Annotated in this window: 23 protein-coding genes and 1 tRNA gene; 9 read left to right on the top strand and 15 right to left on the bottom strand. The window is 73.0% G+C overall.

Annotation, left to right across the window (positions count from 1 at the left end):
• Nucleotides 1-164 precede the first annotated feature (164 nt).
• Nucleotides 165-2,276, bottom strand: a complete 2,112-nt coding sequence (glgX, locus tag MKL01_RS04180) for a glycogen debranching protein GlgX (RefSeq protein WP_243903971.1) — start codon at nt 2,274-2,276, stop codon at nt 165-167.
• A gap of 45 nt (nt 2,277-2,321) precedes the next feature.
• Nucleotides 2,322-3,743, bottom strand: a complete 1,422-nt coding sequence (locus MKL01_RS04185; protein WP_243903972.1) for a trehalose-6-phosphate synthase — start codon at nt 3,741-3,743, stop codon at nt 2,322-2,324.
• Between the two features lie 454 nt (nt 3,744-4,197).
• Between MKL01_RS04185 and MKL01_RS04190 the strand changes: the two genes are divergently transcribed.
• From MKL01_RS04190 to MKL01_RS04205, 4 genes are all read left to right on the top strand, one after another.
• Nucleotides 4,198-4,743 (top strand): hypothetical protein, encoded by a 546-nt coding sequence (locus MKL01_RS04190; RefSeq protein WP_243903973.1) that lies wholly within the window; start codon nt 4,198-4,200, stop codon nt 4,741-4,743.
• A 4-nt stretch (nt 4,744-4,747) separates the two neighbouring features.
• On the top strand, nt 4,748-5,173 hold the full coding sequence (locus tag MKL01_RS04195) for a phage holin family protein (RefSeq protein ID WP_243903974.1): 426 nt from the start codon (nt 4,748-4,750) through the stop codon (nt 5,171-5,173).
• 5 nt (nt 5,174-5,178) lie between these two features.
• A complete protein-coding gene (locus MKL01_RS04200; RefSeq protein WP_243903975.1) occupies nt 5,179-5,550 on the top strand; it encodes a DUF3618 domain-containing protein in 372 nt (123 codons plus the stop codon).
• 73 nt (nt 5,551-5,623) lie between these two features.
• Entirely contained in the window at nt 5,624-6,409 is a 786-nt protein-coding gene (locus tag MKL01_RS04205; protein ID WP_243903976.1) for a hypothetical protein, read from the top strand.
• A gap of 97 nt (nt 6,410-6,506) precedes the next feature.
• Here MKL01_RS04205 and MKL01_RS04210 read toward each other — a convergent pair whose 3' ends face one another.
• Together MKL01_RS04210 and MKL01_RS04215 are read right to left on the bottom strand one after the other, a co-directional pair.
• Nucleotides 6,507-8,015 carry a malonate--CoA ligase gene (locus MKL01_RS04210; protein ID WP_243903977.1) on the bottom strand — a complete coding sequence of 503 codons (1,509 nt, stop codon included), beginning with the start codon at nt 8,013-8,015 and terminating at the stop codon, nt 6,507-6,509.
• 77 nt (nt 8,016-8,092) lie between these two features.
• Nucleotides 8,093-8,542, bottom strand: a complete 450-nt coding sequence (locus MKL01_RS04215; RefSeq protein WP_243903978.1) for a monooxygenase family protein — start codon at nt 8,540-8,542, stop codon at nt 8,093-8,095.
• 44 nt (nt 8,543-8,586) lie between these two features.
• Between MKL01_RS04215 and MKL01_RS04220 the strand changes: the two genes are divergently transcribed.
• On the top strand, nt 8,587-9,171 hold the full coding sequence (locus MKL01_RS04220) for a TetR/AcrR family transcriptional regulator (protein ID WP_243903979.1): 585 nt from the start codon (nt 8,587-8,589) through the stop codon (nt 9,169-9,171).
• 1 nt (nt 9,172) lies between these two features.
• Here MKL01_RS04220 and MKL01_RS04225 read toward each other — a convergent pair whose 3' ends face one another.
• Together MKL01_RS04225 and MKL01_RS04230 are read right to left on the bottom strand one after the other, a co-directional pair.
• A complete protein-coding gene (locus tag MKL01_RS04225) occupies nt 9,173-10,582 on the bottom strand; it encodes a malonyl-CoA decarboxylase (protein ID WP_243903980.1) in 1,410 nt (469 codons plus the stop codon).
• A 250-nt stretch (nt 10,583-10,832) separates the two neighbouring features.
• Nucleotides 10,833-11,024, bottom strand: coding sequence for a hypothetical protein (locus MKL01_RS04230; RefSeq protein WP_243903981.1), 192 nt, complete (start codon nt 11,022-11,024; stop codon nt 10,833-10,835).
• Nucleotides 11,025-11,411: 387 nt separating this feature from the next.
• Here MKL01_RS04230 and MKL01_RS04235 point away from each other — a divergent pair, with 387 nt between their 5' ends.
• Nucleotides 11,412-12,587, top strand: a complete 1,176-nt coding sequence (locus MKL01_RS04235) for an MFS transporter (protein WP_243903982.1) — start codon at nt 11,412-11,414, stop codon at nt 12,585-12,587.
• On the opposite strand, the gene cobD is transcribed toward MKL01_RS04235, so the two are convergent.
• Nucleotides 12,580-13,599, bottom strand: a complete 1,020-nt coding sequence (gene cobD, locus MKL01_RS04240; protein WP_243903983.1) for a threonine-phosphate decarboxylase CobD — start codon at nt 13,597-13,599, stop codon at nt 12,580-12,582. The two genes, MKL01_RS04235 and cobD, sit on opposite strands and share 8 nt — an antisense overlap.
• Between cobD and cbiB the strand changes: the two genes are divergently transcribed.
• Both cbiB and MKL01_RS04250 read left to right on the top strand, forming a co-directional pair.
• Nucleotides 13,591-14,574 carry an adenosylcobinamide-phosphate synthase CbiB gene (gene cbiB / locus MKL01_RS04245; protein WP_243903984.1) on the top strand — a complete coding sequence of 328 codons (984 nt, stop codon included), beginning with the start codon at nt 13,591-13,593 and terminating at the stop codon, nt 14,572-14,574. The genes cobD and cbiB overlap by 9 nt on opposite strands.
• Before the next feature lie 107 nt (nt 14,575-14,681).
• Nucleotides 14,682-15,596 (top strand): NAD(P)-dependent oxidoreductase, encoded by a 915-nt coding sequence (locus MKL01_RS04250; RefSeq protein WP_243903985.1) that lies wholly within the window; start codon nt 14,682-14,684, stop codon nt 15,594-15,596.
• A gap of 7 nt (nt 15,597-15,603) precedes the next feature.
• On the opposite strand, the gene MKL01_RS04255 is transcribed toward MKL01_RS04250, so the two are convergent.
• The 5 genes from MKL01_RS04255 to cobU form a co-directional block, all read right to left on the bottom strand.
• A complete protein-coding gene (locus tag MKL01_RS04255) occupies nt 15,604-15,759 on the bottom strand; it encodes a hypothetical protein (RefSeq protein WP_243903986.1) in 156 nt (51 codons plus the stop codon).
• 121 nt (nt 15,760-15,880) lie between these two features.
• Complete coding sequence (locus MKL01_RS04260; RefSeq protein WP_243903987.1) at nt 15,881-17,227, bottom strand: MFS transporter; 1,347 nt, start codon at nt 17,225-17,227, stop codon at nt 15,881-15,883.
• Between the two features lie 79 nt (nt 17,228-17,306).
• Nucleotides 17,307-18,749 carry a cobyric acid synthase gene (locus MKL01_RS04265; RefSeq protein ID WP_243903988.1) on the bottom strand — a complete coding sequence of 481 codons (1,443 nt, stop codon included), beginning with the start codon at nt 18,747-18,749 and terminating at the stop codon, nt 17,307-17,309.
• A gap of 23 nt (nt 18,750-18,772) precedes the next feature.
• On the bottom strand, nt 18,773-19,375 hold the full coding sequence (gene cobO / locus MKL01_RS04270; RefSeq protein WP_243903989.1) for a cob(I)yrinic acid a,c-diamide adenosyltransferase: 603 nt from the start codon (nt 19,373-19,375) through the stop codon (nt 18,773-18,775).
• The gene (gene cobU / locus MKL01_RS04275) at nt 19,372-19,899 is read right to left on the bottom strand and encodes a bifunctional adenosylcobinamide kinase/adenosylcobinamide-phosphate guanylyltransferase (RefSeq protein ID WP_243903990.1); all 528 of its coding nucleotides are present in this window, start codon (nt 19,897-19,899) and stop codon (nt 19,372-19,374) included. Before cobU ends, cobO begins: the two co-directional genes overlap by 4 nt.
• Nucleotides 19,900-20,016: 117 nt before the next feature.
• Here cobU and MKL01_RS04280 point away from each other — a divergent pair.
• Nucleotides 20,017-20,092: transfer RNA gene (locus MKL01_RS04280), tRNA-Glu, on the top strand.
• 321 nt (nt 20,093-20,413) lie between these two features.
• On the opposite strand, the gene MKL01_RS04285 is transcribed toward MKL01_RS04280, so the two are convergent.
• From MKL01_RS04285 to MKL01_RS04295, 3 genes are all read right to left on the bottom strand, one after another.
• On the bottom strand, nt 20,414-20,872 hold the full coding sequence (locus MKL01_RS04285; protein ID WP_243903991.1) for a hypothetical protein: 459 nt from the start codon (nt 20,870-20,872) through the stop codon (nt 20,414-20,416).
• Nucleotides 20,873-21,129: 257 nt separating this feature from the next.
• Entirely contained in the window at nt 21,130-22,182 is a 1,053-nt protein-coding gene (locus MKL01_RS04290; RefSeq protein ID WP_409566196.1) for an HPP family protein, read from the bottom strand.
• Between the two features lie 71 nt (nt 22,183-22,253).
• The gene (locus MKL01_RS04295; protein WP_243903993.1) at nt 22,254-23,384 is read right to left on the bottom strand and encodes a phenylacetaldoxime dehydratase family protein; all 1,131 of its coding nucleotides are present in this window, start codon (nt 23,382-23,384) and stop codon (nt 22,254-22,256) included.
• Nucleotides 23,385-23,543 lie beyond the last annotated feature (159 nt).

Consider the following 23,543-nt stretch of genomic DNA (forward strand, 5'->3'; position numbering starts at 1 on the left):
GCCTCCTGCACCACCCCCGCCCCTGCCCTCCCCACAAGGGGGAGGGAAAAAGCGCCGCGATTTCAAAGCGTTCGATATCAGGCCTCGAGGTGTGAATTTGCCAGCCCCGCAGGGGGAGGGAGCACGCGGGGCCGTCACCGACCTTTTCTGAAGCGATGTCGCCCTTAAGGCCCCGGCACCCAACCGCCCTTGCCCGCCATGCCCGGGGCGGTGAGCACCAGGACCGTGCGGCCGGGCAGCGGCACCGCGGCGCCGGCCGGGTAGGCGGCGGCATCCGGCGGCAGCGCGCCCTCGGGCTCGCCCGTGTCGAAGACCGGCCGCCAGGGGCCCCCGATCACCGGCACGAGATGGAACGTCAGAGGCCCCGCCCCGGCATTGAACAGCATCAGCAGCCGGTCGCCCGGCGCGCCGTCATTGCCGATCTGCATCCCGAACGCCTGGAGCCCGTCGTCGGACCAGTGGCGGTCCCCCATCTCGGTGCCCTCGGCGCTCAGCCAGTGCACGTCGCGCAGGGGCTGGTCCGGATGGATCAGGTCGCCGGTGAAGAAGCGCCGCCGCCGCAGGGCCGGTTGGGCCCGGCGCAGGGCCAGCAGGTTGGCGACGAAATCCGTGAGCGCGGGGTCCGGATCGACGCTCCAGTCCATCCAGCTCGTCGGGTTGTCCTGGGCGTAGGCGTTGTTGTTGCCCCCCTGGCTGCGGGAGCGCTCGTCGCCCATCAGCAGCATCGGCACGCCCTGGGCCAGCATCACGGTGGCCAGCATGTTGCGCTTCTGGCGGGCGCGCACGGCCAGGATCGCGGCATCGTCGGTGTCGCCCTCGACGCCGTAGTTGCGGCTGACGTTGTGGTTATGGCCGTCGCGGTTGTCCTCGCCGTTGGCCGCGTTGTGCTTCTCCTCGTACGACACCGTGTCGGCCAGCGTGTAGCCGTCGTGGCTGGCGATGAAGTTGACGCTGGCGAGCGGCGAGCGCCGGGAGGGCGCGAACACCTCGCGCGAGCCGGTCAGCCCCTGCGTGACCTTGGCCAGCGTGCCGGAATCGCCCTTCCAGAAGCCGCGGGCGGCGTCGCGGAACTTGTCGTTCCACTCGCTCCAGCCGCGCGGGTAGCCCCCGAGCTGGTAGCCCCCCTCCCCGATATCCCAGGGCTCGGCCACCATCTTGATCCGGGCGAGCACCGGATCCTGGGCCACCGCCTGGAAGAAGGCCGCCCGCGGGGTGAAGGCGAGCGGCGAGCGCCCGAGGCTCGAGGCGAGGTCGAAGCGGAAACCCGCGATCCCGTAGGCGGTCACCCAGTGGCGCAGGGAATCGAGCACGAGCTGCATCACCCGCGGATGGCTCGCGTCGAACGTGTTGCCGCAGCCGGTGCAGTCGAGATTGCGGCGCCGGTCGGCGGGGTCGAGCTTGTAGTAGCTGGCGTTGTCGATGCCGCGGAACGACAGGGTCGGGCCGGTGTGGTCGCCCTCGGCGGTGTGGTTGTAGACGACGTCGAGCCAGGTCTCGATCCCGGCGGCGTTCAGCTCCCGGATCGCCGCCTTCAGGCCGCCGAGACCGCCCTCCCCGCGGTAGCGCGGGTCCGGGGCGAAGTAGCCCAGGGGTTGATACCCCCAGAAGTTGACGAGGCCCTTCTCCACCAGGAAGCGGTCATCCGCGAAGGCCTGGATCGGCAGCAGCTCCAAGGCCGTGACCCCGAGCTTGACGAGGTGCTCGATGATCGCCGGATGGGCGAGCGCCGCGTAGGTGCCGCGCTCGGGTTCGGGGATGTCGGGATGGGTGCGGGTCAGCGCCTTGACGTGCGCCTCGTACACCACCGTCTCGGCGAGGGGCCGGCGCACGGGCGCGAGCGCGAGGTCGGGCACCTCCGGGGCGGTGACCACGCATTTCGGCATGTAGACCGCGCTGTCGCGCCGGTCGATGCGGTCCTCGCGCCCCCTCCGATGGCCGTAGAGCGCGTCGTGCCAGCGGATCCGGCCGCGGATCTCCCGGGCGTAGGGGTCGAGCACCAGCTTCGAGGCGTTGAAGCGGTGGCCGCCCGCCGGGTCCCAGGGCCCGTGCACCCGGTAGCCGTAGAGCTGGCCCGGCAGCACCCCGCGCAGGTAGCCGTGCCACACGTCGTCGGTCCGGCAGGGCAGCCGGACCGTGCGGGTCTCGTGGCGCTCCCCCGGCTCGAACAGGCAGATGTCGACCGCGGTGGCGTGCTCCGAGAACAGGGCGAAGTTGACGCCGCGCCCGTCGAACTGTGCGCCCAGCGGCGCCGGGACCCCGTCGTCGACGGCGATCATGCGGGGAATCCGATCGTGCGCGGGAGCGGCAGCGGCGCGTGCCGGCTACTCGGCCGCCGCCGCGGCGGTGGGCGGCTCGCGCTCGATCGTGCGGAAATTCTCAAGCTCCGAGAGGAAGTTGCGCGCCCACCAATCGACGTCCTCGCGGGTCATGCGCTCGACCATCGGCTTCCAGCGGGCGACCCGTTCGGCCTTCGGCATGTAGAGCGCGGCGCGGATCGCCTCCGCGACCTCGAACCGGTCGTAGGGGTTGATCAGCAGCGCCTCGGGCAGCTGCCGGGCGGCGCCGGCGAATTTCGACAGGACCAGCACGCCGGGATCGTCCTCGCTCTGGGCGACCACGTATTCCTTGGCCACGAGGTTCATGCCGTCGCGCATGGGCGTGACCAGCCCGACCCGGGCCGCCCGGTACAGGCCGGCGAGCACCGGGCGCGGATAGGCCTTGGTGATGTACTGGATCGGCGTCCAGGCCGGGTCGCCGAGCGAGCCGTTGATCTCGCCGACCTTCTCGTTCACGTCCCGGGCGAGCTGCTCGTATTCCGGCACCTCGCTGCGGGATTTCGGGGTGATCTGGATGTAGGTGACGTTGCCGCGCTGGTCGGGGTTGGAGGCGAAGAAGCTCTCCACCGCCTCCATCCGCTCCGACACGCCCTTCGAGTAGTCGAGCCGGTCGACGCCGATCAGCAGCTTGCGCGTGCGCAAGCCCGCCATGGTCTCGCGCACCACCTTGTTGGACCCCGCCTTCTCGGCGGCGTCCTTGAAGCCCGCGACGTCGATGCCGATCGGGAAGGCGCGGATCCGGGTGCGGCGCCCGTCGACCATCAGCGAGCCGCCGCCGAGCGGGATCGCCCGCTGGGTATCGATCAGGTTGCGCTGCAGGTTCTGGACATCCGCCTCGGTCTGCAGGCCGATCAGGTCGTAGTCGACGATGGCGCGCAGCAATTCCCCGCTCGCCGGCAGCGAGTTGAACACGTCGGCGGCGGGCCAGGGGATGTGGTGGAAGTAGCCGATCGGGTTGTCGAGCCCGAGGCCGCGCAGTTCGGCCGCGAGCGGCAGCAGGTGGTAATCGTGCACCCAGATGATGTCGTCCGGCTCCACCAGCTTGGCGAGCGCCCGGGCGAAGGTGCGGTTCACCCGGCTGTAGCCGGCATAGTCGGAGCGCGAGAAGGCGCCGAGGCCCAGCCGGTAATGCATGATCGGCCACAGGGCCCGATTGGCGAAACCGGCGTAATATTCGAGGTGGTCCTGCGGCGAGAGGTCGACGACGGCGTACTGGACCCGCCCCCGGTCGATCAGCGTCGGCTCCTCGGAGGGCTCCTCCGTGATGGTGCCGCTCCAGCCGAACCACAGCCCCTCGTAGGCGGTGAACGCCTCCTTCACGGCGACGGCCAGGCCGCCCGCCGCGACCGCCTTGCCGCCCTCCTCCGGCACGGCGACGCGGTTCGATACGATCACAAGGCGTGCCACGCGGGTCGGCTCCGGATCAGGGGCGCGGGTCGAGTCGAGGATCTCGCCGCGCCTGCATCGGGACTTCTTGATGTCAGAACGCGCGGAGGCCCTGCGCGATCCTTTGTTGTGTCGTGAGGCAACCCAAGCGTGAAGCCGGGCGCGGGTCAAGTCGAGGTCGCGCCCTTCCGGGACAGGAGTGCGGCTCCGTCCCGGCACGGCAATGCAGTCCCGCGCGGACGCCGGAGGGCCCGGCGGGAGCGTGTTGTGCAAGCCTGGCGGTTCTGCCAGACCGTGCCTGAACGCCGACTGAGCGGAATCGGCGGCGCGTCCGGGCGCGGGACCGCGACGGGGCCGTCGCCGCGCACGCAGACGGCACCGGAACCGGCGAGAGCCCAGTCGGTTACTCAGCCATCGTGGGGGCCGCGGTCGCCGCGAGCGGCCCCGTCCCCGCGCCGCGAGGAGTGTTTTCGAGATGGCCGGCAACGAGTTACCGCACGGTGCGCCCCACGAGCCGCCCCATGAGTCGCCCCGCGAGACGCCCGGAGACGCCCTCGGCGCGACGCCCCACGCCGGGGCGGACGAGCGCGCGCAGTGGCGCGGCCTGCAGGGCGACGTCGAGGGTCTGGCCGACGTGGCGGCCGAGCGTGGCCGCGGCCTGCTCGACGCCGCCCGCCTGCAGGCCCAGACCTATGTCGAGCAGCGCAAGAGCGACGCCGCGCAATCGGTCCACGACCTCGCCCAGACGATCCGCAATTCCGGCCGCGACCTCGGCGACAAGCCGAACGTGCGCGCCTTCTTCGACAGTGCCGCCGACGGGCTGGAGCAGCTCGGCACCTCGATTGAGCGGCGCAGCCTCGGCGACTTCTACAGCGAGGCCGAATCCTTCGCCCGGCGCGCCCCGGTGGCGGTGGCGGTGGGCACCTTCGTGGCCGGCCTGATCGCCGCCCGCTTCATCAAGTCGTCGAGCCTGCCGCCGGAGGCACCGGACGGTGACGCCCGCGACAGCTTCCGGGCCTGACGCCATGGCCCAGGGTCCTGATTCGCGCCAGACGGGCGCCTCCGCCGGTGCCTCGAGCATCCAGAGCCTGATCGGCGACGCCCTGCGGGAGACCAACGAGCTCGCCCGCAAGGAGATCGCGCTGTTCCGCGCCGAGATGGCCGGCAACGTCCGCCAGCTCATCGTCGGGCTCGCCTGCATGGTCGGATCGGCGGTGTTCGCCGTGGTCGCCCTGCTGGTGCTGATCGGGGCCCTCGTGAAGTGGCTCGCCACGATCGTGGGCTCCGAGTGGCTCTCGGCCCTGATCGTCGGCGGCGTGCTGCTGGTCCTCGCCCTCGGGATGGCGCTGTGGGCGCGCAGCGCCCTCTCCCTCTCGACCCTGGCCCCGAAGCGCACCACGCGCCAGGTCCGTCAGGATGCCCAGGCCCTCTCGGAGCGCGTGTCCGGATGAGTACGATGAACGACCTCGAGAAGGAGATCGAGGAGAGCCGGGCCCGGCTCGACGACACGATCGACCGCATCCAGGGGCGGCTCTCGGTGCCGAACCTCGTGGACGAGATGCTGGGCAATGCCCGGCGCATGCCGGCCCTGAACAGCACCTACGACAGTGCCCTCGAGGCCGTGCGCCGCAATCCCGTGCCGGTGCTGCTGATCGCGGCGGGCGTCGGCCTGCTGTTCAGCCGGATGGCGCGCGACGCCGAGCGCCGGCGCACGGAAGTCTCGGCCGCGCGCGTGTCCGCCCTGAACACCGGCGCGGCCCGCAGCTACGACCCCGATCTGCCCACCGTACGCCCCGCCCGGGATCCGCTGGACACGACCGAGATCTGAACGCCGGGCCGGGAGGCCGGGCAGACCGGCGCCGAATGCCGGCCGCCGAGACCGAACATCCGAGGACAACGCCATGACCGACAAGCCGGGCACGCCCGCCACCCCGTCCAGCCTCCCCGAGCAGCACGCCGCCGCGGCGGGGATGCCGCACGGTGCCGGTGACACGACCCTGCGGCCGGATCCGGCCGGCCACGGCGACCCGGGTGCACCCGGCGCGGCGGCGGGCGACTTCACCCTCCGACCCGATCCGCGCGGCCTGCACGACCCGCTCCCGCACGGCGCGGCGACGGGCTCGATAGACGCGGCCTCCGCGGCCCGGGAGGGGGTCCGTGCCGCCGGCGACCGCGCCGCGGACCTCGCCGGACAGGCGCGGCGGACGGTGTCGGACCTCGCCGACACGGTCAACGACCGCCTCGGCGGCGTGGCCGACCAAGCGCGCGACCGTGCCTCCATGGTCTACGACGATGCGCGCGAGCGCGCCGGCGCGCTCCACCGGCGCAACATGCAGGCGCTGGACGACCTGACGAGCCAGGGCATCGACGGCATCAACCGCGGCCGCACCGCCGTCGAGCGCTTCGTGGACGACAACCCGCTCCTCGTCGGCGTGGTCGGCGTGGCCGCGGGCCTGCTGCTCGGCGCGCTGCTGCCGCGCACCCGCCAGGAGGACCGCAACATCGGTCCCTGGGCCGACGAGGTGCGCGACCAGGGCCTGCGCTACGCCCGCGAGGTCACCAATATCGGCCGCGAATTCGTCCAGACCGCCCTGGATCCCGACAACCTCAACGCCGCCGCCCGCAAGGTGGCGGATCCGGACGGCCACAAGCCGCCGGAGGGGGAGCGGACCCAGCACAATCTCTGAGCCGGGCTTCGGTCCAGGCCCCGGCGCGACGCAGCCGCGCCGGCCTCACGCCCGGTCCGGCCGTCCCTTGGCCGGCGCCCCGATCCGGGCGCCCGGATCAGTCCCGATACAGCTCCGCATGCGCCGTCCGGAGCAGGTTCTTCTGCACCTTGCCCATGGTGTTGCGGGGCAGCTCGTCCACGAACAGGACGCGCTTGGGGCATTTGAACCGGGCGAGCCGACCCTCCAGGGCGGCCTGGATGCCGGCCTCGTCCGGGCAGCCCGGGCCGCCCACCACCACGGCGGTGACCGCCTCGCCGAAATCCGGGTGGCTCAGGCCGATCACCGCGGACTCGACCACGCCCGGCAGGGCGTCGATCTCGGTCTCGACCTCCTTCGGGTAGACGTTGAAGCCCCCCGAGATGATCAGGTCCTTGCCGCGCCCGACGATGTGGACGTAGCCCCGCCCGTCGACCTTGCCGAGGTCCCCGGTGATGAAGAACCCGTCGGCCTTGAATTCGGCCGCGGTCTTCTCGGGCATGCGCCAGTACCCCTGGAACACGTTCGGGCCCTTCACCTCGATCATCCCGACCGCGTCGGGCCCGAGGGCCGCGCCGGTCTCCGGATCGACCACCCGCAGGGACACGCCCGGCAGGGGGAAGCCCACCGTGCCGGCGACCCGGTCGCCCGCATAGGGGTTCGAGGTGCTCATGTTGGTCTCGGTCATGCCGTAGCGCTCGAGGATGGCGTGGCCGGTGCGGGCCTGCCAGTCCCGGTGCGTCTCGGCAAGCAGCGGCGCCGAGCCCGACACGAACAGGCGCATGCCCCGGGCCGCCTCCGGCGTGAGGCCGGGCTCCTTGAGGAGGCGCGTGTAGAAGGTCGGCACGCCCATCAGCACGGTGGCCCGCGGCATCAGGTCCAGGATCAGCTTCGGGTCGAGGCGCGGCAGGAACAGCATGGAGCCGCCGCTCGCCAGGACCGTGTTGGTCGCCACGAACAGCCCGTGGGTGTGGAACACCGGCAGGGCGTGGATCAGCACGTCGTCGGCGGTGAAGCGCCAGGATTCCACCAGGGTGCGGGCGTTCGACGCGAGGTTGTCGTGGGTCAGCATGGCGCCCTTGGAGCGCCCGGTCGTGCCCGAGGTGTAGAGGATCGCCGCGAGATCCTGCGGGCCCCGGGCCACGTCGGGGACGTCCCCCGCCTGCCGGTCCGCGGCCTCGGCGGCGCTGCCGCGGCCCTCGGCGTCGAGGGTCCAGACCGCGCGGACGCCGGACGCGGCCTCGGCGAGGGCGGCGCGCTTGCCCGGGTCGCAGACGAACACCGCGGGCTCGGCGTCGCCCAGGAAGTAGGCGATCTCCGCCGGGGTGTAGGCGGTGTTGAGCGGCAGGAACACCGCCCCCGCCCGGACCACGCCGAGGTAGAGGAAAATCACCTCGGGGCTCTTCTCGACCTGCACGGCCACCCGGTCGCCGGGGGCCACCCCCGCCGCCCGCAGGGCCGCCGCGTAGGCGCCGGAGCGGGCGATCAGGTCCGCATAGGTGGTGCGGCGCCCGTCGGGCGTCTCGAGCACGGTCTTGGCGGGATCGGGAACGCCGTCCCGGATCAGGGAGAAGAGGTGATTGGTCATCGGGCGGCTTGAGCTGTCGCGGGCCTTGCGTGTCTCCCGCACCCATAGCCGCCTCGGGGGCCTTCCGGCGAGCCCTTTCAGGCGGCGAGCCGCTGCCGCGACGACAGGAAGGCGCCCTCCGGGGCCCGTTCGGGCGCGAACAGGCCGAGGCCGATGGGCGCCGGCATGCCGACATAGATCGCCTCCATGCCGCCGCGCCCATAGGCCTCGTGCCAGAAGCCGGAACCCTTGGAGTCCCGGGAGAACTCCCGCCACCACGTGCGGTGCGGCTCCGAGCGGGTGAAGCGCTCCAGGCTCTCCAGGTCCCGCCAGTACTGGCGCATGCCGATATGGGTCAGCCCGAAGACCAGGGTCTCGTGCGCCAGGAGCCCGTCCGGCTGCGCGCGCACCGAGGCCGCGATGCCGCGCCCGAGGCCCAGCAGCGCGCGCAGGCCGCGCCAGCGGGTGACCCGGAAGCCGAGATAGACCACCACGAGGTCGGGATAGGCGGAGAGATCCACGGAGCGTCGGACGGGGGCACCTTGCATGACGCGGTCTCCTGGGTCTGTATGCACCGTAAACATGGAGCCGTATGATTACAGTGTCAACATCCGATCGGGAGAGGACCTACCACCACGGCGACCTGCGGGCGGCCCTGGTCGCGGCGGCCCTGGACCTTCTGGAGGCCGGGGGAGAGGCGGCGCTGTCGCTGCGCGCGGTGGCCCGGGCCTGCGGGGTCTCCGCCATGGCGCCCTACCGCCACTTTGCCGGCAAGGAGGATCTCCTGGAGGCGGTCGCCGCCCGGGGCTTCGCCGACCTCGCGGCCCGGCTGGAGGCGGCCGACGCCGCCGCCGAGGGGGGAGAGGCGCTCGCCGCGCAGGGGGCGGCCTACGTGACCTTCGCGTGCCGTCACCCGGCCCTGTTCCGGCTCATGTTCATGAGGCCCTGCCGGGGGCCGGTCGGATCCGAGGCCTACCGGATCCTGGAGCGCCGGGCGGCCGCCCTCGCGGGGCCCGCCATGGGCGCCGAGGACCTGACGCTCGCCGCCTGGTCGCTGGTGCACGGCCTCGCCGCGCTGATCCTCGACCGCCGGGTGCCGCTGGAGGGCGAGGCCGCGGAGGCCCTGGCCCGGCGGATCACCCTGGCCTTCGCCGCCCGGTTGACGGCGGCGGGCTGAGTCACGCCTCGGCCAGCACCACGGCCCGCGGCGGCGGCAGCTTGGCGCGCAGCTCCCGGGTCACCGCCGGCGCGGCCACCACGGTGCCGAGATTGGCGTAGGTCTCGTGGTTCCGCTCGATGGCGGCGAGGTCGTAGAGGTAGTTGACCATCAGGCCGTGCGACTGCGCCAGCCCCTTCGTCGAGGTGTCGCCGAGGAAGTTGATCCGGTCGAGGCGCGCGCCGTTGCCGAGGTGGAACCGGGCCACGGGGTCGAGGGGGCGGCCGCGCTCGTTCTTGGCGCGCAGGAAATAGGCCGCCGCGGCCGGGATCAGCGCCTTGCGCACCGCCTCGGCCCGGACCTTGTCGGCGGCCCAGTCGGGATCGTCCAGCGCCCGCAGGGTCTCGACATCCTCGGGCAGCAGCCCCTGCGGGCTGTCGGCCCGGCGCTCCCGGGCCAGCCACGCGGAGAAGCCCGGCACCGGCGAGAGCGTCACGAAGGTCTTGAGCGTCGGCACCTCGCGGGTGAGGTCCTCCACCACCTGCTTGATCAGGAAGTTGCCGAAGGTGACGCCGGCGAGCCCCTTCTGGCAGTTCGAGATCGAGTAGAACACCGCCGTGGTGGCCGCCTGCGGCTGCAGCGGCTTGCGCGCCTGCGACAGGATCGGGGCGATCGCCGACGCGATCTGGTCGGTGAGCGCCACCTCCACGAAGATCAGCGGCTCGTCGGCCAGCGCCGGGTGGAAGAACGCGAAGCAGCGCCGGTCCGGCGGCTCGATCCGGGCCCGCAGGTCGTCCCAGCCGGTGATGGCGTGCACCGCCTCGTACCGGATGATCTTCTCCAGGATGTGCGCCGGCGTGGTCCAGTCGATGTGGCGCAGCACCAGGAAGCCGCGGTTGAACCACGAGGCGAACAGGTGCTCGAAGTCGCAATCGAGGCTGTCGACGGCGTCCAGCAGGGCGGGCTCCGTCGCCTCGCCGGTGCGGAGCGCCCGGCGCAGGTCGAGCAGGTCCTCGCGCATCCGCACGAGGCTGAGCGTGCCGCCGCGGGCGAGGTTGAGGCGGCGGATCAGCTCCTGGCTGCGCGGCTCGGCGGCCTCGTGCAGGGTGCCGAGCCGGGCCCGCGACGGCGCGGCCCGATAGGCGGCGATCGCCGCGTCGACGGCGGTGTGGTCCGCGTCGAAATCGAGCGCGATGGCGCGCAGGAAGGCGTGGCGCTCGGCCTGGCCGAAGCTCGCGTAGCGGTCCAGGATCAGGCGGGCGAGGGCCACCCCGGAGGCCTCGCCCCGGCGGGAGATCAGGTCCTCGCACAGCTTGACGAGGTCGCCCGCGCTGGCCCGGGAGGCGATGTCGCCGCGGGCGATCCCGATCAGGTCGCGGCCGCGCTCGCTGATGGTCTGAAGCAGGTCGCCGAAGAAGGAGATCGCCGCCATGACCCTCGTACTGGCTCCGCCGGTCCGGACCTGAAGCGCCGCAGGGCCCCCGACTCCGGCCCGGCGAGCGGAAGCGTGCGGAACCCACCGCCACCGAGTCCCGCGAGGGACCGGTCCGGGTTTCCGACGCCGCCCGCCAGTCTACGGCGGCGCTGCCGCCGCGACCAGAGCTTGACCGGTGCTGCCGGCGGGCTTCCAGCCTGCGGGAGCGGCACGAAGATCGTGTGACGGGTCGAAACGCCCGGATGCGTCAGAGCCGCTCGGCCACGGTGGTGAGGTCGGCCCGCTCCCGCCAGTCGCCGACGCCGTGCTGGCGGGCGAAGCGGAGTTCGGCCGCCCGGCGGGCGCGCTCCGGGTCGCGGGCCCGCATGATCTCGACGGACCCGATGGTGAAGGGCACCCCGAGGATCTCCTTGGCGAAGTCGACGCGGTAGTTCGGCATCCCGTACTCCCTGCTGTGGCGGCTCCGGGCGTCCGCACGGAACGAAACCGCCCGCGTCTCCGTAATCCGGTGCGGAACCTGGATCGGCTCGACGCCCCGGATCCGTGTCCGCGGCGCCCGCTCGCGCGTGGCACGGCGCGGACCGCGTCGACGGCATATGGTGCTGGGGCGCCGCCGGTGAAGGGGCGCGGGGTGTTCCGGCAGGGATGCATCGCCGCAGCTTGCCGGGCGCCGCGCTCAGGCCGTATCGCACCCTTCTGCCGCACCCATCCGTCGCACCCTTCCGCCGCATCCCGCCGCCGCACCGTGCGGCTCGGACCTCCCGACCCTACACACGGACCCGGCCATGTCCCTTCCGCGGCGTCGCTGCCTGCCCTCGATCCCGTCATGACCGCGCGCCTCGACGCGAAGGCCCGGCTCGGCCTGACGCTGATCGCCGGCGGCGCGGTCGCCAACATCTACTACAATCAGCCCCTGCTCGGCCTGATCGTGGCCGAGTTCGGCGACCGCGCCGCCCTGTGGGTGCCGACCACGGCGCTCGTGGGCTACGGGCTCGGCATCGTCGGGCTGGTGCCGCTCGGCGACGCCCTGCCGCGCCGCGCCCTGATCGTGGGGCAGTGCCTCGGCCTCGCCCTGGCGTTGCTGGCCGTGGGCCTCGCCCCGAACCTCGCGAGCCTCGCGCTGGCCCACTTGGTGGTCGGCGTGCTGGCCAGCGCGGCCCAGCAGGCGGTTCCGCTCGCGGCCGAACTCGCCCCGGACGCGAGCCGCGGGCGGATCGTCGGCCAGGTCATGACCGGGCTGCTGACCGGCATCCTGCTCGCCCGCACGGCGAGCGGGTTCGTGGGGGCGCATCTCGGCTGGCGGCCGGTCTTCCTCGTGGCCGCGCTCCTGGCGCTTGCCATGGCGGCCATCGCCCGCGCCACCCTGCCCCAAACCCCGCAGACGCACCCCCTGCGCTACCGCGCCCTGATGCTGTCGATCCTCCACCTCGCCCGCACGCAGCCGGTCCTGCGCACGGCGAGCCTGTCGCAGGCGCTGCTGTTTGCCGCGTTCAACGCCTTCTGGGCGACGCTGGCGCTGCTGGTGGAGGGGCCGCCCTTCGGGCTCACCGCCGCGGGCGCCGGGCTGTTCGGGGTGATCGGCGTCTGCGGGGCCTTCGTGGCGCCCCTCTCGGGCCGTTTCACCGACCGGCGGGGGGCGAAGCCCGTGGTGCTCGGCGGCAGCCTGATGGTCGCCCTGTCGTTCGTGGTCCTGTGGGCCGGGGGGACGTGGTCGCTCGCCGCGGTGGCGCTGGGGGTGCTGCTCATCGACATCGGCATGAACGGGGCGCTCATCGCCAACCAGACCCGGGCCTACGCCCTGGTCCCGGGGGCGCGGGGGCGGATCAACACCGTGCTGTTCACGACCCTGTTCGTGTTCGGGGCGCTCGGCGCCTATGCCGGCTCGCAGGCTTTCCTTCTGGTCGGCTGGCCGGGGGTCTGCGCGGTCGGGCTCGCGTTCTCGGCGCTGGCGGTGATCGTGGCGGCGCGCGACCCGCACCCCCCGGGCGTGCGGACTACCTGAGCACCCGGGACAGCCGGCACCAGGCCGCCTTCCCGGCCGGCAGGCCGAAGCGCAGGCGGTTCGGACGCTCGGCGAAGCGCCGCACCGCGATCCCGGCGGCCGCGAGCCGCCGGTACAGGTCCGGCCCGTCCGAGACATCCGCGGTCCGGAACAGGCACGTGCCGCCGACGATCCGCCCCCCCGCCCGGGCGATCATCCGGTCGAGCCGGGCTGCGTCCGCCGCCCGCGCCCGGGCGGCCTCCGACCGCCAGCCCGCATCCGACAGGGCCGCGCGCCCGATCGCCAGGGCGGGGCCCGACACCGCCCAGGGGCCCAGCGCCGCGGCGATCCGGGCGGCGGTGGCCGGATCCGCGACCGCGAAGCCGAGGCGCAGGCCGGCGAGCCCGTAGGTCTTGCCGAAGGAGCGCAGCACCACGAGGCCCGGCGCCACGTGCGGGCACAGGCTCTCCACCGGCTCGAGATCCGCGAAGGCCTCGTCGGCCACCAGTAGGCCGCCGCGGGCGCCGAGCGATTCGGCCCGGGCACGGCGCTCGGCCAGGGAATGGGTCCGCCCGTCGGGGTTGTTGGGATCGACGATCACCGCCACCCGGGCCCCGCCGACCGCGTCGAGGCCCGGGATCTCCGTCACCGCATGTCCGGCCCGGGTCCAGGCGGCGGCGTGCTCGGCGTAGGTCGGCCCGAGCACCGCGACCCGGGTCGGCGCCAGGAGCCGGGGCAGGGTCTCGATCAGGATCTGGGTGCCGGGGGCGGGCACGACGTGGTCGGCCCCGGGGGCCCCGTAGGCCGCCGCGGCGGCTTCGCGCAGAGCCCGGACCTCCGCGGCCTCGGGCAGCCGCGTCCAGGCGCTGGCCTCCACCGGCGGCACGGGATACGGGACCGGGTTGATCCCCGTCGAGAGGTCGAGCCAGGGTTCCGGCGCGTCGGGAAAGGCTTTTCGGAGCCCGCCGAGGTCGCCGCCATGGGCGATCGCGGCGGGCTCCCGCGCGGGAACGCTCCACACCGAATGGTCCATCCGCCCCTAACGCTCGCCGTCCTCGCCCTCGCCCTCGGGATCGAGGCGGCTTCCGGCTATCCGGACGCGCTCTACAGGGCGGCCGGCCACCCTGTCACCTGGATCGGCCGGCTGATCGCCGCCCTGGAGCGCGGCCTCAACCGCGGGTCGGAGCGCCGCCGCCGGATCGCTGGCTGCGGCGCGCTGGCGCTCCTGCTCGCCGCGACCGGCCTGCCGGCGCTGGCCCTCACGGCCCTGGCCGGCCTCACCGGCCCCCTCCCCGCCCTGCTGGTCCTCGGCCTCGCCTGCGCGAGCCTGCCGGCGCAGCGCAGCCTGCACGACCACGTCGCCGCGGTGGAGCAGGCCCTGCGGAGGGACGGGCTGGAGGCCGGGCGGCGCGCCGTGGCGATGATCGTCGGGCGCGACCCCGACCGCCTCGACGAGCCGGCGGTCTGCCGCGCCGCCATCGAGAGCCTGGCGGAGAACTTTTCCGACGGGATCGTGGCGCCCGCCGTCTGGATCGGCGTCCTCGGCCTCCCGGGCGGGGCGCTCTACAAGGCGATCAACACCGCCGACAGCATGATCGGCCACAGGACGCCGCGCTACGCGGCCTTCGGCTGGGCGGCGGCCCGGCTCGACGACGGGGTGAATCTTCCGGCCTCGCGCCTCGCCGGCCTGCTGATCGCCGGCGCGGCCGCCCTGCGCGGCGCGGATGCGGGCGGCGCGCTCCGGGCGATGGCCCGGGACGCCGGCCGCCACCGCTCGCCCAACGCCGGCTGGCCGGAGGCCGCCATGGCCGGGGCGCTGGGCCTGAAGCTCGCGGGACCGCGGGTCTACGACGGCGCCCTCGTCCCCGATGCCCATATGGGCGACGGACGGGCCGAGGCCACGGCCGCCGACATCGCCCGGGCATTGGCCCTCTACCGCACCGCCTGCTGGCTCCAGGGCGGCCTCGTGCTCGGGCTCCTCGCCCTCTGGCTGGCGCTGGCCGGCTGAGCCGCGCGGTCTCCGCGCGCCGACGATCGGCGGGCCGAGCGTCGACCGAGACTTGGCACGGGCCGCCCTTCGGACGCATCGTGCCGGACCGGGACGGGGAGAGGCCGATGCGCGCGGTGTTCGTGGATGCCAGCGAGACCCTGGCGGCGGTGGCGCGGCGCCTGTCGCGGCCCGACGATCCGCCCTTCGCGATCCACGAGGACCCCGGCATCACCCCGGAGGACCTGCCCGGGATCCTGGCCGGGGCCGAGATCGCCGTGATCGACCACACCGCCCTCCCCGGCGACGTGGCCCGCGCCTGTCCGGGCCTGAAGCACGTCGTGTTCCTCGGCACCGGCGCGCGCAGCTACATGGATCCTGAGGCGCTCGCGGCCGAGCTCGGCGTGACGGTCCACACCATCAAGGGCTACGGCGACACCGCGGTCGCGGAATGCGCCTTCGCGCTGATGTGGGCCGCCGCCCGGGGCCTGCCCGAGATGGACCGGGCGATGCGCGCCGGGTCCTGGCTGCGCCGCGAGGCGCTGCAGCTCACCGGCAAGACGGTGGGCCTCGTCGGGTTCGGCGGCATCGCGGCCGAGATGGCCCGGCTGTGCGGGGGCATCGGCATGCGGGTGCTCGCCTGGAACCGGACGCCGAAGGCCCATCCCGGCGTGGATTTCGTGCCGCTGGACGCGCTGCTCGCCGGGAGCGACGTGGTCTCGCTCCACCTGCTCCTGACCGACGAGACCCGGGGCTTCCTGTCGGCGGCCCGCATCGCCGCGATGAAGCCCGGCGCGATCCTGATCAACACCGCCCGGGGCGCGGTGGTCGACGAGGCGGCTCTGGTGGAGGCCCTGCGCACGGGCCGGATCGCGCAGGCCGGGCTCGACGTGTTCACGGTCGAGCCCCTGCCGGCGGATCACCCCCTGGCGTCCCTGCCCAACGTCACCCTCTCGGCGCATTCGGCGTTCCGCACGCCCGAGGCCAGCGACAACCTGATCGGCGCCGCCCTCGACCGGTGCCGGCGGATCGCCGCCGGCTGACCGAGCCTCAGTGCTCGGTGCCCGGCATGTTCGGCCGCGGCGCGCCGCCGTGCTGGTGGATCACGCTGGAGCGTTCCGGGCTGCCCTTGGCGTCGGCGACCTGCTTCCGGGCCGCGGCGGCCAGGAACCAGATGCCGCCGAGCGTCCCGAACGCGAGAATCATAAGCGGAAATCCCTGGCTCATCGCAGTGCCCTCCTCGACGATGTTCCGCGGGGCGCGGGGTTGCATCATCTTGCCGGTCGTGCCGGCCTGAGGAAGCATAACGCACGAGGCCGGTCCGTGTTCAGGCCGGCCGCGCCGCCTCCGGGACCGCCCGCCGGGCTGCGTCCCGCCGCAGGGCGGAGAGCACCAGGAACATCAGGCCGGCACCCAGCGCCAGGCAGGCCGACAGGAACAGCATCGGCACGAGGTCGCTCTGGGTCTGGTCGCGGATGAACGGCACCGCGTTCTGCGCGACGAAGCCGCCGAGATTGCCCACCGAGTTGATCGCCGCGATTCCGGCCGCCGCCGAGGCGCCGCGCAGGAAGGTCCCGGGCATCGACCAGAACACCGGCTGGGCCGCGAAGGTCCCGGCCGCCGCCACGCACAGGCAGGCGAACTTCACCGCGTTGCCCGGCAGGATGACGGAGAGCGCCAGGCCCGCCGCCCCGACGAGCGCCGGCCCGACCACGTGCCAGGTCAGGGCGTCGCCCTGCGCGCCGGTGCGCGCGGCGTGGCGCGGGACCCACCACAGGGCGGCGGCCGTGGCCATCCAGGGGATGACGTTGAGGAGGCCGTTCGTGAGGTTCGAGACGCCGAACCCCTTCACCACGGTGGGGAGCCAGTAGCCGAGGCCGTAGGCGGCCAGCGGCAGGGAGACGTAGACCCCGGCCAGCATCAGCACCCGCCGGTCGAGGAGCGCCGCGAACGGGTTGCTGTGGTCGACATGGCCGCCGTCGTCGCGCTCGGCCCGGAGCGTGCGGGCGAGCCAGTCGCGCTGGGCCTGGGACAGCCAGGGTGCGGTCTCGGGCCCGTCGGGCAGGACCAGCAGCACCACGGCGGCCATCAGGATCGCCGGCCCGCCGGTGGCCAGGAACACCCATTGCCAGCCCGCCAAGCCGAGGACCCCGTCCAGGCCGAGCAGCGCCCCGCCGATCGCGGCACCGATCGCGTTGGCGATGGCGCTGGCGATCATGAACCAGCCGATCATCCGCGCCCGATGCGCGTGCGGGAACCAGAGCGTCAGCGCGAACAGCACGCCGGGGAAGAAGCCGGCCTCGGCGACGCCCAGCAGGAAGCGCAGCACGTAGAACATCGTGGCGCCCTGGGTGAAGCCGAGCAGGACGGTGACGAGGCCCCAGGTGATCATGATCCGCGCGAACCAGATCCGCGCGCCCACCCGCTCCAGGAAGACGTTGGCCGGCACCTCGAACAGGAAGTAGCCGAGGAAGAACAGCGAGGCCCCGAGCCCGTAGGCGGTCTCGCTGAGGCCGAGGCTGCCGACCATCTCGAGCTTGGCGTAGGAGACGTTCTGCCGGTCGATGTAGGCGATCAGGTAGAGCAGGCCGAGCAGGGGCATCAGCCGCAGGGTCACGGTGCGGACGGTGCTCGCCGCGAGATCCTCTCCGGCCGGGGATTGCGTGGGGGCCATCGGCGTTCCTCAGGACGGTTGCGGCCCTTCGTGCCGAGGGCCGGCAATAACGCAGAGTAATTCCTGGCCCAGGGCCGGGCTATCGGGCAAGCGCCAGGAGGCGGTCGCAATCGACATGGGCCGCGATGTGTCGCGCCAGCCCGTCGAGGGCGGCCTCGACCCCGGCCTCGTAGCCCGGGCCCTCCGAGGCCGTCCCGAGGCGCGCGAGCCACGCCGCCCGCTGGGCATCCTGCCCGAACAGGCCGTGCACGTAGGTCCCGGCCACGCGCCCGTCCGCCGAGACCGCCCCGTCGGTCCGCCCGTCCGCGAGGCGCAGGAGCGGCCGGGCGGCGTCGGGGCCGCAGGTCGCGCCGATATGCATCTCGTAGCCGGAGAACGGCACGCCGTCGGGCAGGCTCGTGCCGGCGACCGCGGCGAGGCGCTTCTCGGGCGTCATCACCGTCTCGACGTCGAGGAGGCCGAGGCCCGGCACCGTGCGCGGCGCCCCCTCGATCCCGTGCGGGTCGGCGAGGCTCCGGCCCAGCATCTGGTAGCCGCCGCACAGGCCCAGCACCCGGCCGCCCCGGCGGACATGGGCGCGCAAATCGATGTCCCAGCCCTCCTGGCGAAAGGCCTCCAGGTCGTCGATCGTGGTCTTGGAGCCCGGCAGCAGCACCAGGGCGGCCTCCGCGGGGATCGGCGTGCCGGGCCGGACCAGCACCACCGACACGCCCGGCTCCGCCCGCAGGGGGTCGAGGTCGTCGAAATTGGCGATGCGCGGCAGCACCGGCACCGCCACCGTGACGGAACCGGGCCCGCGCGGGCCCGAGCCCGCGAGCCCCAGCACGTCCTCCGCCGGCAGGCGCGCGGCGTCCGGGAAATGCGGCACGAGGCCGAGGGCCGCCCAGCCGGTCCGCTCGGCGATCATCCGCATGCCGTCGGCGAACAGGCTCGGATCGCCGCGGAAGCGGTTGACGAGGAAGCCGGCGATCAGGGCGGCATCCTCCGGGTCGATCACGGCTTGCGTGCCGACGAGGCTCGCGATCACCCCGCCCCGGTCGATGTCGCCGACCAGCACCACCGGCGTGTCGGTGGCCCGGGCGAAGCCCATGTTGGCGATGTCGCCCGCCCGCAGGTTCACCTCGGAGGCCGAGCCCGCGCCCTCGACGAGGATCAGATCGGCCTCCGCGGCGAGCCGCGAGAAGCTGTCGAGGACGGCCGACATCAGCCGGGGCTTCCAGGCCTGGTAGGCGCGCGCCTTCACGGTGGCGACCATCCGCCCCTGCACCACCACCTGGGAGCCGACCTCGCTCTGCGGCTTCAGCAGCACCGGGTTCATGTGGACCGAGGGCGGCACCCGGGCGGCCCGGGCCTGCAGCGCCTGCGCGCGGCCGATCTCGCCGCCGTCCGGGGTGACGGCGGCGTTGTTCGACATGTTCTGCGGCTTGAACGGGCGCACCCGCAGGCCCCGGTCGGTGAAGGCGCGCGCCAGCCCCGCCACGATCAGCGACTTGCCGACGTCGGAGCCGGTGCCCTGGATCATCAGGGCCTTTTTGGGCGGCGGGCTCAGAACTCGATCCCTTCCTGCGCCTTCACGCCGGCGGCGAAGTGGTGCTTGACGCTGCCCATCTCGGTGACGAGGTCGGCGGCCTCGATCAGGGCCGGCTTGGCGTTGCGGCCGGTGACGACCACGTGCAGGTCCGGCCGGCGTTCGCGGAGAGCGGCCAGCACGGCGTCGAGGTCGAGGTAGTCGTACCGCAGGGCGATGTTCAATTCGTCGAGGACGAGGAGGCGGATCGCGGGATCGGCCATCAACCCGGTGGCCACGTCCCAGGCGTGGCGGCAGGCGGCGACGTCCCGGGCCTTGTCCTGGGTCTCCCAGGTGAAGCCCTCCCCCAGGGTGTGCCAGGCGACCCGCTCGCCGAAGGCTGCCACGGCGTGGCGCTCCCCCGTATCCCAGCCGCCCTTGATGAACTGCACCATGCCGACCCGCCAGCCGCGGCCCAGCGCCCGCAGCATCAGCCCCAGCGCCGCGGTGCTCTTGCCCTTGCCGGGGCCGGTATGGACCAGGAGCAGGCCCTTCTCGACGGTCTTGCCCGCCACCTCGGCGTCCTGCGCGGCCTTGCGCTTCTCCATCTTCGCGCGGTGGCGCGTCGCCTCGTCGCTCATGCGGCAGCTCCGGGTTTCACGATGAGGGGCAGGCCGGCCACGGTGAGCACGACCCGGTCGGCCCGGGCGGCGAGCCGCTGGTGCAGGCGTCCGGCTTCGTCGCGGAAGCGGCGTGCGAGGGCGTTGTCGGGCACGATCCCGAGCCCGACCTCGTTGCCGACCAGCACCAGCGGCCCCGGCGCGGCCGCGCAGGCGGCGAGCAGCCGCGCCACGGCCGCGTCCAGGTCGGCCTCGGCCAGGATCAGGTTGGTGAGCCAGAGGGTGAGGCAATCGACCAGCACCGGCCCCTGGGCCTCGGCCACCGCCTCCGGCAGGGCGACGGGCACGTCGCGGGTGCGCCACCCTGCGGGCCGCCGGGCCCGGTGCTGGGCGATGCGGTCGACCATCTCGGCGTCGAAGGCCTGCGCGGTGGCGAGATACAGCCACGGGCCGGGGCCGGCCTCGATCAGCGCCTCCGCGTAGGCGCTCTTGCCGGACCGCGCCCCGCCGAGGACGAGGGTCATGCGAGGGGGAGGCTGAGGCATGGGTCTCCATCGCCCCAACCCGCGGCGCGGTCAAACCTCGTTCCCGCGGCGCCGGTGCGGCGCATCAGCGGTTGCCGGGCGCCCCCGCGCCGATTATAGAACCTCGGCCCGGCCAGGGCGCCCTTCGTCTAGCGGTCCAGGACGTCGCCCTTTCACGGCGAAAACACGGGTTCGATTCCCGTAGGGCGCGCCAATAAAATCAAGCACTTAGCTTAAATCACTGTAGCTGGTGTCCAGTTTGTGTCCCGTCGAACGAGCCGGACATCCTTGGACGATGCTGGCTTTGGTCGGCCATCAGCGTGTCGCCAATTCATACTGATGAAGTGCTGCGCGCACCCGATGTGCGGCCGTTTGCTCGGAATGGATCTAGGCCATGCTCAACGACACGGTTCCAGCGTTTCGGTTTAACCGACCTCGTACCCCCTCCGCTTCAACCCTATCGCCGCGCCGCCCTGTATCACCTCAAGCTTCAAACGGTCCGGCAGCCGCAAAGCCGGCAAGTGAGCCTGCCGAATCAGGACGAAGCCGGGCTGAGACAGGCAGCCGCGACGCGGTAGCTGCCGACGCCGAACGCTTTCTGCATCAGGTCCGAGGTGCTGGTTCGCAGCCGCTCGACAGCGCGGGTTGGTTGCAGCGCGCCGGTTTGAACATCCGCAAGGCGTCGGACGCGCAGCACCTTGAGGCAATCGCGCTGGCCTATGCGACCTACATCCGAATCAGTGCCAGCTCGCTGCGTGCCTCGATTATGGCCGAGCTTGAAACCTTGAGCGGGCGCAAGCGCTCGCGCACCACCCACGATCTGCATCTCATCGTCGAGCGGTTCGTCTCCTATGGCGGGGAAACCCCGGCTGAGCGGATGGCGTCGCGCAAGCTGATCAGCCGGGACGTGAGGGCGATCCAGCACCTCGAAACAGCTAAGGTGCTGCCAAGCCGGGTTCAGGCGCTGGCGGCGACACCTGGCGAAGGGCTGCATGCCTGGGCTCGTCAGCAGGCGGTAGCGAAGCGGGTGTGCTCATCCCCGACGAATGCCATCGCGAACGTCCGTCGAGCGAAGGCCGAGGCACGGCAGCGGGCGCTGATCCACGAAGTGAGCCCCGACGCCGCTGGCGGCCCCCGGACCATGCGCAACCCCCCGCCGGGGGGCACGCCGTTGCGGGCGGGTCCTGGACGGTCCGGGCCTAGCCGCGGAGGCTCCGGGGATCGGCCGGTGTCCGGCCGCCGGGGGCGGCGTCACGTTCCGCGTGCGGGCGCTGGCCGGCCCGGCGCCGACGCTCGCGCCCGCATCGCAAGGATGTCCGTCGACGTGACGACCCCGACGACGTTCCGATCGGGCGCGACGACGACGACCGCGTGCGTGTGGCCGTCGATGAATCTCGGGGCCAGGGACGCCGCTGCCTCGGCGGGATCCGCGGTGCTGGCCTCCGACATCGCCTGGCCGACACGGGTCGCGTTCGGGTGGCGCGCCAGGTCCCGGAAGCCGATCACCCCCGCGAGCCGCCCGGCCGCATCAAGCACGGGGATCGTCCGGACGTCGTGCGCGACCAGGAGCCGGCGGGCGTGCGCGGTGGGTTCGTGCAGCCCGATCGTGACGGGTTCGCGTGACATGACGGCGAGGCAGGTGACGCCCTCGCCGGCTCGCAACGATGTCCGGGCCTCCATCTCCCGCAGCAGGCCGTCCAGGTCCGTGCGATCGATGTCGAGGGTCTCGTGGAGGGACGTCAGGGTCGCGTCGAGGTCCTCCTCGCGGAAGCCCACCGTGGCCTGGGGGGATGCGCGCGGCGCCCCGGTGGCGTCCCCGGGCCCCGAGGCCCGCGCGTGGGGATATCGGTGTCCGGACAGGCGATGGAAGGCAATGCCGAGGCCGACCAGGACCAGAGAGTTGAGGCAGACCGGCACGAACGGGAACAGGAACCCGGAGGCTGCGACCGACGGGCCACCGACCAGCGCGGTCAGGGCCGCCGCGCCGCCGGGGGGATGCAGGCTCCGGGTCAGCGACATGATCGCGATCGCCGACGACACGCCGATCCCGATGGCGAGGATCGGATCGGAGATCAGGCGCGCGGTGGCGACGCCGGCCATCGCGGACAGGGTGTTCCCCCCGACGATCGACCAGGGCCGAGCCAGCGGGCTCGCGGGTACCGCGAACAGAAGGACCGCGCTCGCGCCCATGGGCGCGACGATCAGGGGGATGTGCGGCCCGTGGCCGAGGATCGAACCGCTGATCAAACCTGTCAGGGCGATCGCCAGGAGCGCGCCGACGCAGGCGATCGCGCGATCGCGCAAGCTCGCCCCTGGGAGTAGCAGCCAGAGGCGCCGGGGCCGAGGCTCGGCGGGTTGTGCCCACGGATGCTCAGTCATGCGACCCGAACGCCCTCGAACCAGTTCAGGAGCCCCGTCTCGGGGGCGCAGTTGACGTACTCGAAGACCTGGCCGCGTTCGGGGAGCACGTAGACCTCGTGCCAGGTGCGCAGTTGGTTGGCGATACCGTAGCTGCGATAGCGCTGGATCGCGGCCCTGAAGATGGCCGCGTGGGTCTCGTGCCCCTCGGCCCACCGTTCCATGTGCCGCAGCGACAGGAAGTAGGCGTGCGCGTGCTCCTCGGGCATCCGGCCGCCTCCGGCGTCCGTCGAGCCCTGCCACCGCATGCTGACGCATCCGGTCGGAAGGGGGTTGTCCGTTAGGAAACCCATTCCGGCCGCTAGCGGAATCCGGAGCTTCGCCTCGTAGTCGGCGAGCTGCCCCGCATCCATCCGGCCCCACGTGTTGGCGGAACGGATCAGCGCGAGGTTTACCGGCGGCGTGATCGCCCAGTGCTCGCCGTAGCCGCGGCGCCCGCGGCATTGCGCGACGTCGCCCTGGACGTTCGTGTCCAGGGAGTCGAATGCCGCCGCGGGCAACCGGTCGCGCATCGCGCCGTAGTAGCCGCAGTAAGGGGTGGGATACAGGTCCACCTCCGGGCTCCTCATCAGGCCGCCCGGGTGATCCTTCCAATAGATGCTCTCCTGCCGGTCGCGCGGGATGGCGAGGATCTCCCGCCAGCTTCCGGATCGGCCCTCGCGACGCTCCGGCTCATGCCACCAACCCTCTGCGGCGGCGTCGGCCGCCCACCGCGCATACAGGGCCTCCCGCACCCAGTAGGCCGACACGACGTGCTCGAACCGATCGGCGCCCGGAAGGCGCGCGCGCGCATGGTCGACGCAGGTCGGCCCCGCGGGATGTACCAGGAGATGCCGGTGCGCCCACCCCAGGAGTGGATGGGCGTCGAGCCCGTCCTCCGTATCGGCCTGCGCCCCGAAGAATGCGACCCGGACGCCACTCTCGCCCGGCGGCAGCAAGAAAGACCACCTCTGCACCGCAGGCGTGAAGCCGTCGGGCTTCCGGATCGGCGCGATGCGCCGCGCGGGGCCGATCGCCTCCGCCGGCGGCACATCTAGGAAACGGCTCGTCGTGGCTCGGTTCGCCGCTTCGGCGCTATCGCTTTCCATCGTTCTAACTCGACAACCATGGCCTTGGGCCGGAAGCTCGGGCCGGCGACATGGGGCGCCGATCGGGCCCGCCCGCCTGGCGCCCACTCAACGCCGTGAGACCGACGCCCGCGCGAGCCCCGCCCCCGCACCGGATCGCGCCGAGGGCGGGGTAAGCGG

This window comes from Methylobacterium sp. J-070 (assembly GCF_022829385.1).
Taxonomy (GTDB): domain Bacteria; phylum Pseudomonadota; class Alphaproteobacteria; order Rhizobiales; family Beijerinckiaceae; genus Methylobacterium.